The sequence below is a fragment of the Chlorogloeopsis fritschii PCC 6912 genome (genome assembly GCF_000317285.1).
Taxonomy (GTDB): Bacteria; Cyanobacteriota; Cyanobacteriia; order Cyanobacteriales; family Nostocaceae; genus Chlorogloeopsis; species Chlorogloeopsis fritschii.
Map to the genome: position 1 here is coordinate 137,612 of NZ_AJLN01000134.1, position 12,410 is coordinate 150,021.

General features: G+C 41.6%; 13 protein-coding genes. 6 read left to right on the forward strand and 7 right to left on the reverse strand.

Annotation, left to right across the window (positions count from 1 at the left end):
* Positions 1 to 131: 131 nt before the first annotated feature.
* Positions 132 to 1,178: an oxygen-dependent coproporphyrinogen oxidase gene (gene hemF, locus UYC_RS0129990; RefSeq protein ID WP_016877843.1), complete on the forward strand. Its 1,047-nt coding sequence runs from the start codon at positions 132 to 134 to the stop codon at positions 1,176 to 1,178.
* A 372-nt stretch (positions 1,179 to 1,550) separates the two neighbouring features.
* Complete coding sequence (locus UYC_RS0129995) at positions 1,551 to 1,919, forward strand: STAS domain-containing protein (protein WP_016877844.1); 369 nt, start codon at positions 1,551 to 1,553, stop codon at positions 1,917 to 1,919.
* A 60-nt stretch (positions 1,920 to 1,979) separates the two neighbouring features.
* Here the strand turns inward: UYC_RS0129995 and UYC_RS0130000 are convergent, their stop codons facing one another.
* Positions 1,980 to 2,576, reverse strand: a complete 597-nt coding sequence (locus tag UYC_RS0130000; RefSeq protein WP_016877845.1) for a chromophore lyase CpcT/CpeT — start codon at positions 2,574 to 2,576, stop codon at positions 1,980 to 1,982.
* A gap of 183 nt (positions 2,577 to 2,759) precedes the next feature.
* On the opposite strand from UYC_RS0130000, the gene psb29 reads away from it, so the two are divergent.
* Positions 2,760 to 3,467 carry a photosystem II biogenesis protein Psp29 gene (gene psb29, locus UYC_RS0130005; protein ID WP_071588483.1) on the forward strand — a complete coding sequence of 236 codons (708 nt, stop codon included), beginning with the start codon at positions 2,760 to 2,762 and terminating at the stop codon, positions 3,465 to 3,467.
* A 106-nt stretch (positions 3,468 to 3,573) separates the two neighbouring features.
* Here psb29 and UYC_RS0130010 read toward each other — a convergent pair whose 3' ends face one another.
* Positions 3,574 to 4,206: an ExbD/TolR family protein gene (locus tag UYC_RS0130010; RefSeq protein ID WP_016877847.1), complete on the reverse strand. Its 633-nt coding sequence runs from the start codon at positions 4,204 to 4,206 to the stop codon at positions 3,574 to 3,576.
* Positions 4,207 to 4,237: 31 nt separating this feature from the next.
* Positions 4,238 to 5,023 carry a MotA/TolQ/ExbB proton channel family protein gene (locus tag UYC_RS0130015; RefSeq protein WP_016877848.1) on the reverse strand — a complete coding sequence of 262 codons (786 nt, stop codon included), beginning with the start codon at positions 5,021 to 5,023 and terminating at the stop codon, positions 4,238 to 4,240.
* Positions 5,024 to 5,239: 216 nt separating this feature from the next.
* Between UYC_RS0130015 and UYC_RS0130020 the strand changes: the two genes are divergently transcribed.
* Positions 5,240 to 5,554: a YkvA family protein gene (locus tag UYC_RS0130020; RefSeq protein WP_016877849.1), complete on the forward strand. Its 315-nt coding sequence runs from the start codon at positions 5,240 to 5,242 to the stop codon at positions 5,552 to 5,554.
* Positions 5,555 to 5,806: 252 nt separating this feature from the next.
* Positions 5,807 to 6,610 (forward strand): nucleotidyltransferase family protein, encoded by an 804-nt coding sequence (locus UYC_RS0130025; protein ID WP_016877850.1) that lies wholly within the window; start codon positions 5,807 to 5,809, stop codon positions 6,608 to 6,610.
* Positions 6,611 to 6,751: 141 nt separating this feature from the next.
* Here UYC_RS0130025 and UYC_RS0130030 read toward each other — a convergent pair whose 3' ends face one another.
* The 4 genes from UYC_RS0130030 to UYC_RS0130040 all read right to left on the reverse strand — a co-directional run bounded on the left by UYC_RS0130030 (position 6,752) and on the right by UYC_RS0130040 (position 11,881).
* Complete coding sequence (locus tag UYC_RS0130030; RefSeq protein WP_016877851.1) at positions 6,752 to 7,597, reverse strand: RpnC/YadD family protein; 846 nt, start codon at positions 7,595 to 7,597, stop codon at positions 6,752 to 6,754.
* Positions 7,561 to 7,692, reverse strand: coding sequence for a hypothetical protein (locus UYC_RS40055; protein ID WP_268744646.1), 132 nt, complete (start codon positions 7,690 to 7,692; stop codon positions 7,561 to 7,563). The genes UYC_RS0130030 and UYC_RS40055 overlap by 37 nt, the downstream gene beginning before the upstream one ends.
* A gap of 179 nt (positions 7,693 to 7,871) precedes the next feature.
* Positions 7,872 to 8,522: a hypothetical protein gene (locus UYC_RS0130035; protein ID WP_016877852.1), complete on the reverse strand. Its 651-nt coding sequence runs from the start codon at positions 8,520 to 8,522 to the stop codon at positions 7,872 to 7,874.
* Positions 8,523 to 8,668: 146 nt separating this feature from the next.
* Positions 8,669 to 11,881: a phosphorylase b kinase regulatory subunit alpha/beta gene (locus UYC_RS0130040; RefSeq protein WP_016877853.1), complete on the reverse strand. Its 3,213-nt coding sequence runs from the start codon at positions 11,879 to 11,881 to the stop codon at positions 8,669 to 8,671.
* A 374-nt stretch (positions 11,882 to 12,255) separates the two neighbouring features.
* On the opposite strand from UYC_RS0130040, the gene UYC_RS40060 reads away from it, so the two are divergent.
* Positions 12,256 to 12,390 carry a hypothetical protein gene (locus UYC_RS40060; RefSeq protein ID WP_268743817.1) on the forward strand — a complete coding sequence of 45 codons (135 nt, stop codon included), beginning with the start codon at positions 12,256 to 12,258 and terminating at the stop codon, positions 12,388 to 12,390.
* The last annotated feature ends 20 nt before the right edge of the window (positions 12,391 to 12,410 follow it).

Below are 12,410 nucleotides of genomic sequence, written 5' to 3' on the forward strand. Positions count from 1 at the left end.
TGTGTGAATGCTTGACTTTCAAGACAAGAGCAAGCTGGATAATTTTAGCTGGTTTGTTGCACCTGTTGCCTTCTATTTTCAGTGAAAATTTTTCTTGCTTTTTGGAAATTGTAATTTAGGTTATTGATTTTATGGTGACCAACTCCCAAAGCCCAACTTTGTCAACAGAATCGTTGGCTTCTTTGCCGCCGACTGATGCTAAAGCTAGAGTCAGTCAGTTTATGAAAAATTTACAAGACGAAATTACGCAAGCTTTAGAAAAAGTGGACGGTGTAGCTCAGTTTCAAGAAGACTCTTGGGAACGTCCGGAGGGAGGTGGCGGGCGATCGCGCGTTCTGCGGGATGGGGCAATATTTGAACAAGCTGGTGTAAATTTTTCTGAAGTTTGGGGTTCCCATTTACCACCTTCGATTCTGGCGCAACGCCCAGAGGCAGCAGGACACAAGTTTTATGCCACAGGTACCTCATTGGTATTGCATCCCCGCAATCCCTATGTGCCCACTGTTCACTTGAATTACCGTTACTTTGAGGCAGGCCCTGTATGGTGGTTTGGTGGTGGTGCAGATCTGACTCCCTATTATCCCTTTGCTGAAGATGCAGCCCATTTCCATAAGACACTCAAGCAGGCTTGTGATGCTCATCACCCAGAGTATTACCCGGTATTTAAACGCTGGTGCGATGAATATTTTTATTTAAAGCATCGGGGCGAAACACGGGGTGTTGGTGGTTTATTTTTTGATTACCAAGACGGTAGGGGCAGTTTATATCGCGGCCCCAATACTGATGGTGAGGCAGCTAAGTACAGCAACCAATTAGGGGCAATTACACCACGCGGTTGGGAAGAATTGTTTGCCTTTGCGCAAAGCTGTGGAGGAGCCTTTTTGAGCGCTTACGTACCCATCGTAGAACGGCGGCACAAGATTGAATATGGCGATCGCCAACGGAATTTTCAACTTTATCGCCGGGGAAGATACGTAGAATTTAACTTGGTTTATGACCGAGGTACGATTTTTGGCTTGCAAACCAACGGACGCACCGAATCAATTTTGATGTCCCTGCCTCCCCTTGTACGTTGGGAATACGGGTATCAACCCGAACCTAACACCCATGAAGCTGAATTGTACGAAACTTTCCTCAAGCCTCAAGATTGGGTAAACTGGGAACCAAGCCACACGTAAAAATGTGAGCTAAACTACTAAGTGAAAATATCCAGCAATTAGGGTGACATTTGTCTGTGTTGCTTGTTAATCTCAAACTACATAATCTATCAATTATGTTGCGAGAGGTAAAATAAGTAACTAAATTTGTAGCTCTTTCAGTTCACAATCCAACAATTTTGCCATCTCCTTTCAACAGAGGAATAAATGGCAATGAGGATGTTAGTAGGGGCGGGTTTATTGAGATATTTCATTATTCTAGAAAGATTATTGTTAAAACCCGCCCGTACAGGGGTTAGTAGTTAGTAGTCAAAAAAATAACTACCAGCTACTAACAACTAGCAATTATCAATTTAAAACCAGTCCATCTTGAGAATGCCAAGGCGAGGTTAAGTGATTCATATCGAGCAAAAAACCTATACAAGCCAAGACGGCAACAGTGTTATTGTTCTATCACCTACAGGTCGTTTGGATATAACTACAGCTTGGCAATTTCGCTTGAAATTGCAAGAGTGTATTTCTAAACTGAGCAGTCATATAGTTGTAAATCTCAGTCAAGTAAACTTTATTGACAGTTCTGGTCTCACCTCATTGGTGGCAGGAATGCGTGATGCTGATAAAGTCAACGGTAGTTTTCGGATCAGCAATGTCCATCCAGAAGCGAAATTAGTATTTGAAGTGACAATGATGGACACAGTGTTTGAAATCTTTGAAACCGAGGAGGAAGCTTTAGAAGGTGTACCTCGTAGTATTGCCAGCTAAATCTCAAGTCAAACATGAGACGTGAAGAGTCCAAAACACAGACACTTCATCATTCATCATTCAGTACTGTTCTCGTTTAGCGTAGCGATAAGGGCCCAAAATCGCTCCCCAAGTTGCCCCTCCAGTAGTAGGGTCAATTCCTTTGTCATAGGTTATTAATTCTTGGTGAGTAACTTCAAATCCCAAGGCTACTTGTACTGAACTGCCAGCATAGTTAAAGCAGCAAACAGCCCCAGAAGGAGGAGTTGCGGCAAACTTATAGCTGTCAGGAGCTTGAGTTTGCGCAGTAACATTGAGAATGCAACCAGGTAGCAAATCTAATTGTTCAGGCGTAAGGGTGTGAAGTAACGAGGGATTACGACCAGCACCACGCAAAGCCAATGGATCTTTTGGCATATAATACTGCACTTTCAAAAGTGCATTCAGTTCGCCAACTTCTGTCAGTCGCATGATTCTCTGACGATAGGGTTGATCCAAGTTAACAATATTGGCTTGTTCAGCAAATAGAGTTAGGCTGTCTTCTGAAAATAAAGGTACAAACCTTTGCCACAGACGTAGGTGAACATACCAAGCAGGCTCTGCAAGAGCCTGTTCTCGATTTTCAAATTCACCAGCTAGATAATTCGCGAGGGCAAGTAACTCTGGTGAGAAATTCATAAATTATTAACACGGTCACGGAATATTATAAGTTTTGCTACTTACGTAGGGAAGGGGGTTGCAGCCCTTGATAGATTATTTTTTAGCAATATTGGGGCGATCAGCCAATAGCTCAACTTGGCAAAGTTGCCTGGAAGCGAGAAAATAAACATACGTCGCCCTAGAAGTTTAAAAATTCTCTTTGTGAATAACGTCCGTACTCTATCTGATACAAAGCGAGCTTTCCACACCTTACACACCCGTCCGATTAACACTATTTATCGGCGGGTGGTAGAAGAATTGATGGTGGAAATGCACCTGCTCCAGGTTAATGTTGACTTCCGCTACAACCCGATTTATGCCTTGGGCGTCGTCACCTCCTTTGACCGTTTTATGCAAGGCTACCAACCAGAATTAGATAAGGAGTCGATTTTTAACGCCCTGCTGCGGGCTGTAGAGGCAGATCCGCAAATTTACAAGCAAGATGCTCAACGCTTGCAAAATTTGGCAACAAGCCTGCCAACCCAAGATTTAATAGCGTGGTTGAGCCAACAAAATCAACTTGACCGAGATGTTGATTTTCAAGCCTCACTGCAAGCGATCGCTAACGATGCCAATTTTAAATACAGTCGCTTATTTGCGATCGGTTTATTCTCGTTATTAGAATTGTCAGAAAAAGAAATGGTCAAAGACGAAAAAAAACGTACTGAGGCAATTAAAACCATTGCTGCTGGCTTGCACTTATCTGATGACAAACTCAATAAAGATTTGGAACTTTACCTTTCCAATCTAGATAAAATGACGCAAGCACTAGTAGTTATGGCAGATTTGCTCTCAGCCGATCGCAAAAAGCGGGAACAACGTACTCAACAATCAGGTACTACAGCTACTCCCCCAACCTCTAACGAATAGTGATAAGCGCCCCTGCGGGTGCTTATTACTTCTTCAAAAGATTGAAAGACGCGCAGTTTGACGCGTCTCTATATATTTAGATTCTCTACATGATGATTTTATCCAATCACCTTTGCGGGGTAGGATTGCTGGTTGAAGGTGTTGTAGGCTGTTGGGGAACAGCACCAGGGTTAACAGGGGTTCCGATGGGGGGTTGGTTGGGTACAGTTGGGAAAGGATTTTGATCGGGATTGGAAGGTTGGTAGAGGTTAGGGTTACCTTGAGGATTAACTGGGAATGGCACAGGAGTAACGGGTGGGGGAGAATTTTTAGGTTGTGCTGAAGAACCAGGGATGATACCCAAAGATACGCGATTGCCCCCGACTTGCCGCAGCAAATCTAATAACTCAATCACATCGTTATAAGTTGCAGAACGGGAGGCATATAGCACCACTGTACCTGTAGGATTGGCTTGGAGGTACTTACTTAAAATTTCTCCCAACTGCTCCCGTCTAACTGGTTGTTTCTCTACATAAGTTTGACCGACAGCGTCAATAGTCACAGGTAAAATTTGTCGCTGTGGCTTTAGATCGGTTGCAGTTGATGAACTAGCTTTGGGCAAATCAACATTAATTGCCTGCTGCCGGGTGAGTTGCAAAGATGCCAAAAGAAAAAACGTGAGTATACAAAAAATGACATCAATTAAGGGAATGAGTTGAACTTGAGCTTCTTCAATGGGAGTGTGCAGGTTAATTTTCATGTCTTGCTCTCAAGCCGAGGTATAATTTTGACTAATTTTCAGGATCGGAAGTATTTGCCTCTGGATTTTCCGGAGATTGAGAAAACTTGTTTTGGCTTCGGTGACGTGGGGGGGGAGGGGGAATGAAGTTGTCTCGTGGAGTATCTCGGACAATAGGCTGAGGTATGACTATGTCTGATTTACTATTACTCAGATCGGGCGCTGACTGGAGGTATAGTATTTCTAAATCATTACCCGCTTGGCGAAATACTTTGACTTGATTAACGACAAGAGCTTGAAATAGTCGGTAGAATACCAAGCTAACAATAGCAACACCTAAGCCAACTGCTGTACTGTACAGAGATTCTCCAATCCCGGTAGTAACTCCTGCTGTCGCTTCTGTGCCTAAATCTCCAATCCGAATAGATTCCAAAGAACCGATCAAACCCCAAACAGTACCAAATAATCCCAACAAAGGGGCGACAGCAATTACAAGTTCCAAAACTTTTTCGCCGCGCCGCATTTGAGCCAATTCGGTTTCTGCTGTTGACTCTAGCGCTAATCGGAAAAGTTCCATATCACTTTTCGGTTGGCTTAAAGGAGCATATAAAAACCTGCCTATCGGCTGATCTGTTGCCCGTCTAGCAATCTCTGTTGCTAGTCCCCAATTTTTTTCACCAGCTGCATCTAAAACGCGATTGACAATTTCCTTTTCCTGATTCAAAATCCGCAACCAGAACCAAAGACGTTCTAAAATCACACTTAACGACAAAATTGAGAAAAAAAGCAACGGCCAGATTACTGGCCCGACTTTACGAAAGATTTCTAATATATTCACTGTTTTTGGTTTCCTCCGTCCATTGCTGGAGCAACTATCCCCAAGCATTTTAATACTTAGAGATGGATACATAACTTCTATACTCGTTTAAATTTTATGGAAAAAAATACGGCTAAAGAAAACTGGTAGCATCTTCCAGACATAATAGGGCGGTTATTCCCACAGGAAGTTTAGAGCATCATTTGTCAGAATGAAAAATAACTAGAGGTGATGGTCATGAAAGTTCCGCTCCAATCTGTCTATAACTGGTATCGTGGTTTGATTCGCAATCCTAAATACCGCTGGTGGGTGATTTTAGGAACATTATTATATTTTGTTAGTCCCATTGATATTGCCCCAGACTTTTTGCCCATTGTGGGACAAATTGATGATGTTTTTCTTTTAACACTATTGGTAACAGAAGTATCTGGGCTATTAATTGAAGGCTTTAAAGCGCGTAAAGGTCAAGTAGAAGCTCAAGTGGCTAATACTGCCGAGGATTCTACTTCTTCGAGTGCCACTGTTGATGTTGATGCTGTCTCTGTCAAATAGTAGCGATCGCGAAATAAAATTTAACAACCCCCTTCTATTGTCTTTACAAGTACGCTGCTTTAGAAGGGGGATATTTTTTGGAATTTGGTCATTAGTCATTTGTCAACAGTCATTAGTTTGTAGGGTGGGCACTGCCTAATTTTCCTCAAACCCTTATTTTCACGTTGTGGACAGTGCCCACCTTACGGTTATGAAAAATGGTGCAAGCTTTCAGTTTATAAATTATTTTGTACTAGCTACATTTAATTACTTATGACTAAGCGCCAAATTATTGCACTGCTACCTGCGGGAGGGCAAGCAAAAAGAATTTCTCCCTTACCACTGAGCAAAGAACTATATCCGATAGGCTTTCAAAGCCTTGGTCAAAAATCTAACTTGCGGCCGAAGGTGGTTTGTCACTATCTACTGGAAAAAATGCAGTTAGCAGGCATTGAGAAGACATATTTTATACTGCGTCCGGGAAAGTGGGATATCCCGGCATATTTTGGAGATGGCACAATGCTTTCGATGAGCTTGGGCTATCTAATTATGGGTTTGCCTTATGGTGTGCCATTCACCTTAGATCAGGCTTATCCCTTTGTGCAAGATGCAGTCATAGCATTGGGTTTTCCCGATATTTTGTTTCAGCCAGAGGATGCTTATGTGCGGGTACTGGCACGTCTTGAGGCAACTAAAGCAGATGTAGTTTTAGGGTTATTCCCAACCGATCAACCCCAGAAAGCCGGGATGGTTAAATTTGACGATACAGGCAGGGTTCACTTGATAGTTGAAAAACCTCCTCAGTCAGATTTGCGTTATATGTGGGGTATTGCCGTTTGGACACCAGCTTTTACCCAGTTTTTACATGAGTATCTCATTCCTCTTAAAGCAGATCCGAGTTTGTCACAGCTACCAGAAGTACCGATTGGGGATGTAATTCAAGCTGCGATTAAACAGGGTTTTCATGTAGAAGCGGAAGTATTTGCAGATGGTACTTACTTGGATATTGGTACGCCCAATGATTTGGTAAGAGCAGTTCATGAGTTTGCAACTTTGGCATTAGAGGAAGATTTGTAGAGGCGAAGTTGGGGACGCAGACGCAAAAGCTATTTCAGCAGACGCAAAAGCTATTTCAGCGGACGCAAAAGTTATTTCGCCAGACTCAGAAACTAGAACTTCTAGCCCCCTAGTCGCCATTCTCAGTTGGACGCAGTTACTTCAAATAAGTTGACGTAATTGCTCAATACTGTTAACAGTCTTGACTGCTCGTTGGATTCTTTTTAATCGTTCTAAATCAGCTATCTGAGATATTTCTGGCATAAGTTGTAATCCATCGCTACCGAATTTTATTTCCAAATCCATTTCAATGCTTGACAGCATCCCCTCTCGTCGTCCTTCTTCTCTTCCTTGTTGCAAAATTTGTTGATACCAAGGAGATTCACTTAACACTGCCATATCCCACCTCATAATTTGCCTTACCAAAGCACTATCTAATACGAAGCTAGCAAAAAATGCTAGGACAGTTTCTAACTGACTTAATTGTTCATCAGCGCGGAGAATTTGCAAAGCTTGTTGTATTATGGGTTCCTCTGCACCACCCTTTAGCACTGGTACAAAGGGAAGTAAAGATGGCACAGGTTGTTGAAAGACTATTTCTACATCGACTTCCCAAAGGTTAATCACTCGATAGTCTTGACGCGCTTGTAAACCTGCAAATACTGATTCAAAGCGAGTGGGAATTTCAACATCACTCTCTTTGAGAATGTTAATTAGTACAGGATAGGTAGGCAGGTTGTACTTTTCTTCTGCCAGCGCGGCATATGCTCGCATTCGTTTGGGCATTTCGGGTTTGTAGCGTAATTGTAATTCGTTCAAGACGAGAAATTGCCCATGTTCAGGACTGGTAGCACGGATTAAAACATCGCTCTCACGGCTAATCCATTGAAACTCTGAATTAAGAACCTCTCCAGCTATGATGTTAGAAATTTGTGTTACCCATTTTACCCAACTTTCTGGTGCAAGGTTGATTAATCGTTTAGTGCTGATGTCAGCAGATTTAGCCATATTTTAGAATATTGTGGGTTGAGCGATCGCATTCCACAAAAAACGCGATCGCCTCTTTTTCTATGTTGTTGGCTTGTACTTATCGAGAAGTTCATCAAACTTTTTCTGATTATGTTCTTGTACTCCTTTTAATGAAGGGTCTTTTTTCGACCAATCCCAGAGTATCTTTTCTTTTGGTTCAAAACCGTATTCTAAGTACTGTATTGCTTTTTTATAATTTTCCTCAGCTTCTTTGTATTCTTTTTTAGCATCATAATCGATTCTTTTCTGGATATTATTGTTTTGATGACAATCTCCATAAATATGCTCCTAATCCTTTGCCGATTTCCGGAGCATTCCCTACATTCTCAAAATCCTGAATATCAAGACGGATATTACTAGAACGCTTAATTTCATTAATTACTAGATAAGCAACAACAATACATAGATAGACAATGGCTAAAGCTATGCTTATCTCAAATATAGACCGTCCCCATAGTTCCAACGGAAATCGCAACTTTCGCCACACAGGAATTCTCTCGAATGAGAGCTTTCTCAAATCATTAGGAACCTGAAGATGAGGATTTTCTTTAATAATTGTCTTAAATTCTTCCCTCGCTTCAGTATAAAAGCCTAAATTAGATAAGGCACGAACTCTGTCAAACTTATCTTCAAATAAGAGTAATTTCAAGTCTTTTGGTATTTGAAGACGAGGATTTTCTTTAATAGTTGTCTTAAATTCTTTCCTCGCCTCAGCGTAGAAGCCATATTGTGCTAAGGTACGAATTATATTCAATTTTTCATCAGTACTAGATTTTGGCTGCTTTCCTTGTTGTGAGCTATTAGTCACATTATTGGGTGATGTTGACGTTCCTTTGGCACCCGCTAATAACAATGCTCCCATAGCAACTAAAACTATTAACCTGGATAAGTGCCCTTGTGTCATATTTAATTCTTTTTTATTAATACTTTTCTATTGCTAAATATACTTATACAAGCAATAAGAAAATGGTTTAGCCATAAAATTTTACGCTAAACCATAAAGTAGTTGTAAATAGGGCATTTCCACACAGGGAATATTTTGATGCCAGTTTAAGCTGCACTGGTCCCTTCAAATTCCGTCAAGAACCTAAACGCCTTAACAACATAACTAGCGCACTCTCTAGGAGAGGTATTGTAGAACGATCGCCACGCACTCGCTTTATCTTCGTCGTAGCGATCGCCTCTTTGGGGATGTCCGTCTAACCATGCTAATCTCACGGCATGACCGATTAATACATCCAAGACTATATATTCTTCGATTTGCAAACTTGGGTTGTTGGAAGCGATCGCCGCTAATTCCATCAATGTTTCAATATTAACTTGTCGGTATTCTGGAGCCTCAATTTTATTTAACAGATGTTCTACTTGCAGGGCAAAGTTCTTTTCTCCCGCCGTCATCTCGGAGATCATCACCTCACTATCCAAGCGGTTGCGGCGCTCTAGTTTATCGCCAATTACCAAGCCTTTACAATGATGCATCAACAGCCAAACTTGTTGAAAAAATTCTTTGGGCACGCGCCCTGTTGCTCCTTCGGCTTGGCGAAAGCGTCGCCAACCTCCTAGCGGCATTTCTATGTCTTCAACAACTAATGGTTGCAACACCCATGCAATATCACTTTCTTTTTGTTTGACGTGCAATGACTCTTGCTGACGCAGTAATTTACTCATGCCCGCATATTCAGCTAATACTTGACGCAGCCGTGTTTTTACTTCCAAGGGAGAAAGTTGCATGAGTGTTTCGTAGGCTTCATCTTGAGTAACTTTCAATTCCTGTGCTAATTCGCTGGTGATTAACAAAATCAGATAGCCGACTCGCAACGTTAGCAGTCCTTGAAACAGTTCTGGTTCTGATTTAATTAAAGTACTCAGATAAATCAGAATTTCTTGAGTTAGAACGCGATCGCGTATATCTTCCCGACAAAAATGATTGATTTTTTCGACAATTTCGCTGTGAGATAAAGGTACGGTAATCAGGGAGTCTTCGCTGTAGGCTTTACCAACTGCTATTTGCTTTCCCCGCACAACAATACTTGTCACTACATCCGATAAGGCTGTGTATGCCATCTGCCGCAAACCCGCCGCCCGACGCACAACTGCCCAAATCCCTATTTCGGCAGCTTTGGTGTAGACTTCATCAAGTAAATCACCGACTGTAACGGGATGTAAAGGCCCGCCAAAACCAGTATTAAACTCCAGTCCTTGCAAACGAGTTAGCGTCTGCAATAATTCTATTTGTTCGTAAATATTTTCTGAAGAGCGCAAAGAACTCAAGAGTAAATTCAAGTTAGTTTCGCATTCTACCTGAAATTCTTGAGTATGTCTGAGCAGCCAGTTTTTTTCTGGGTGAAAGGCGAGATAAGCACAGCGGGGTTTTGCATCTTTGACAGAAGACTGGGAAAATTCAAACTCTGGCAGGAAATCAATTCGTTCGATGGCGGCAGTGAGCATCTGTTGATTTACCCGTCCCAATTTTACCCGCACACCGTTACACACTCCCTCTTTGAGTTCCTGCATTAAATTAAGCAATGCTTCGGAACCGGTTTCTAACATTGTATGTGTCAACATTAAAGTGAGGATCGGACGTCCTAAATCGCTCCAATATTTTTGAATGTAGGCGAGTTCGCTCTTGAATTGGGCGACGAGAAAATGGTAATCAAGGGTTAAGTAGAACTGTTGAGAGTCTAAAAGCGAAGGCAAGAATACTACAGTTTCGTTACCGATGCGAAAAATTCTGGATGTTGTTAAACTTCGAGGACGACGAGGCGGACGTCCTGTTAAACCGAGTTTATCACTCCGTCCAATTTGGGAATAAATAGCGATAAAGTCATCGGGTTGGCGAACTTGAATTGGTTCTACTTGCTTGGGAGTTTGGGTTTCAATGCCGTGAACTTCTAATATGAGTTGTAAATCTTCATCTTCTGCTAGTAAGGCGATTTGTACTAAAGGTTCTCGGTGTATGTCCATGCGTAAGTGCCGCCCTAAGGGATCGATATCCCCAACGGCAATTAATTTTTCACTTAGCATTTGACTGAGAAAATACAAACTCTGCGCCCATACTAAGGGAATGTTTTCGTTGGGCAGACGTAGTTGAGTATGGGGTGCTTGCTTTTCTGCTTCTATGTATTCAGCCGGAACATAATAAAGTTCTGGCAACAAAGGCAAGCCATCTCGTTCGACAACTAAAGATTCTAAACGCTGTTGATAATATTCGGTTTGTTCTTTGTCACCGCGAAATATTCCATCAAGTACCAAATAGGTGAAAAATAAAGGCCATTCACACTCAATATTTTCAAATTGTTTGAGTTCCCAAGGTTCGTAGTGGAGGCGCTTGGTGTCTTCTAAAACGGTTTGGTGCCCGTCACGCAAAAAACGCTTGCAGCCGTATTTACCTTCGAGTTTAGTGATGATGTCATTGCGGGTGCGATCGCGCAATTGCACATCCTCAACTGCAAACGCCGGAAAACTAATCACACTCAATAGTGCCGCATCAATTTCTTTAGAAGCAGATTCTCTAGGTAATAAGGATTCTAGAGTAATTCTGGCACGAGCAATTTCATCGGGCAGTACGTGAATTACCGATGCATGACTACCGCGCACGCCAAATAAATCCAGTCCATTAATTGCTTCTAAAGCAGCTTTTGCCATACCTATGGAACTGGCGTTTAGTTCTGCATTTCCATGATTGATTTTGTTGCCCCGCTCCCAAATTCCGTAATCTGGAGTGCGATAAGCTCTTCCGATGTAGTAAACCAAATTTTGTATAAAGTTGACTTCATCAAGGGTGTAAATTATGTGCAATCCGGATGAGGTCATTTGTGCCAACATCAGTAGATATATTGATGTGGCATCAAGTTGTAAATGTCCCCATTCTCCATCACCGACAACAATATCCCCAGTTGCGGTGTTGTATTTGGCGTGTAATGCATCCAAAGGTGATTGAGTGTGTTTAAATCGCTCTACTTTGTGCGCTTGTCGCATCATTGCGAACAACAAACCCCGCATCAGTTTAACAACACTGTGCTCTAACTCGTAAGTCCGTCCCTTGTCTTCATCCACCTTGCGGTATGCTAGCGCCAACCCCCAAACAGCCAAAATGCTGTAAACATTATCACGCACCCAAGCATCTGTGTAATCACCGTGGGCTGTAATTGCAGTACTGGCAGGCAGCAAACCAGTAATTGGATTTTGACGCGCCAAGATGATTGTCTTGATTTGCTGATAATAACACTCTAAACGAGCTTGTAATTGGGAGGTGGTTTTCATGATTTAACTCGAAAGCAGATTGCGGAATTTTAGCCCGTAGCTATGAAGTAAATGATGTAAGGCAAAGCCACAAACAGTTCTGTAATGTTTAATTACATAGCAGTTTAGGTTAGGGGTGAGTTTATTATTATCTCGTGTTCATGGCTATATTGTTAGTCATTCCTTGCTAGCACTCAATCGCTTTCCTAAATTTATTCAAATACTCATAATTGTTCTGTATATTTTTTTACTTTTATCTGGCTTTATCTTCAATTATTTACACAAACAGTAAATTTTTAAAAGTACAAGATAAACCAAAAGTTATTAAGCGCATTTTAAGTGTTCAAAACTTAAATATAAATAATATAAATCAAAGATAGACCAGGATAATTATTATGTCTTTGCGTTACAACCAAAATAAATCACCATTGGTAAAACTTGTTTACTCTCGAATTAAAGTGAACGGCAAAACCGAGCTAGTACCACTAGAATTATATGCCGACGGTACGCTTAAGAAGTCTATTGGCTAATGACAGCAATATTTTCCAAG

Bases quoted from the DNA above. Each gene is read 5' to 3' on its own strand.
- hemF (WP_016877843.1), top strand. From the start codon at position 132: ATGGTGACCAACTCCCAAAGCCCAACTTTGTCAACAGAATCGTTGGCT.
- UYC_RS0130000 (WP_016877845.1), bottom strand. From the start codon at position 2,576: ATGAATTTCTCACCAGAGTTACTTGCCCTCGCGAATTATCTAGCTGGT.
- UYC_RS0130010 (WP_016877847.1), bottom strand. From the start codon at position 4,206: ATGAAAATTAACCTGCACACTCCCATTGAAGAAGCTCAAGTTCAACTC.
- UYC_RS0130020 (WP_016877849.1), top strand. From the start codon at position 5,240: ATGAAAGTTCCGCTCCAATCTGTCTATAACTGGTATCGTGGTTTGATT.
- UYC_RS0130025 (WP_016877850.1), top strand. From the start codon at position 5,807: ATGACTAAGCGCCAAATTATTGCACTGCTACCTGCGGGAGGGCAAGCA.
- UYC_RS0130030 (WP_016877851.1), bottom strand. From the start codon at position 7,597: ATGGCTAAATCTGCTGACATCAGCACTAAACGATTAATCAACCTTGCA.
- UYC_RS40055 (WP_268744646.1), bottom strand. From the start codon at position 7,692: ATGAACTTCTCGATAAGTACAAGCCAACAACATAGAAAAAGAGGCGAT.
- UYC_RS0130035 (WP_016877852.1), bottom strand. From the start codon at position 8,522: ATGACACAAGGGCACTTATCCAGGTTAATAGTTTTAGTTGCTATGGGA.
- UYC_RS0130040 (WP_016877853.1), bottom strand. From the start codon at position 11,881: ATGAAAACCACCTCCCAATTACAAGCTCGTTTAGAGTGTTATTATCAG.
- UYC_RS40060 (WP_268743817.1), top strand. From the start codon at position 12,256: ATGTCTTTGCGTTACAACCAAAATAAATCACCATTGGTAAAACTTGTT.